Source organism: Aphanothece microscopica RSMan92 (genome assembly GCF_046613545.2).
Classification (GTDB): Bacteria; Cyanobacteriota; Cyanobacteriia; order PCC-6307; family Cyanobiaceae; genus NIES-981.
In genome coordinates this window covers 1-540 of sequence record NZ_JBKKKY020000391.1, presented here as the reverse complement: position 1 = coordinate 540, position 540 = coordinate 1, and the positions used below count along the sequence as shown (strand labels likewise).

The 540-nt window shown below is 63.0% G+C and carries 1 protein-coding gene; it reads right to left on the bottom strand.

The features are described from left to right. Positions 1-540 (bottom strand): polysaccharide pyruvyl transferase family protein (locus ACLD7X_RS18175; RefSeq protein ID WP_411425090.1); only part of this gene is annotated, 540 nt, incomplete at both ends.

The window sequence follows — 540 nt, the reverse complement described above, 5'->3', positions numbered from 1 at the left end:
CAGCCCGACAGGATCGCCGCGATGGTGCCATGGATGCGGGTGCCGATGACATATTCCTTGCGCTGCAGATAGGACCGCCAGTCCCGCGCATGGAAGAAGACCTTACCATGGTGGCGTAGGTAGTTGCGGATGCCCTCAACTCTGGCGTCGCCATAGCAGGTGGCGAGGACCGGGTTAGACTTCACTGCCGTGACGGTATCTCGCGAGATATCCTCGATGAAGAACATGTCGGCGAGTTCGGACTGCATGATCATGTCGACGCCGTTGCGATAGGCGAAGCGGTAGATCTCGTTCTGGATGGCGGAGGTCGGGCGGTAGAGATGGCGTGTGCCCATCAGCACGGTATTGTCGGCGGTGGGGCGAGGCGTCGTGGCATGGGTGGTGAAGCGCCCGCCGGCGAGGAGAAGGGAGGGACAGCCCGTGGCCATGACATTGGCATAGCCCCAGTCTTTCAGCACCTCGGCGGTGCGGTAGCCGCGCACCGAGATCATGGCCGAGGTTTCAGCGGCGAGGTTGAGCAGCGCGCGGGTACCGTCGGAG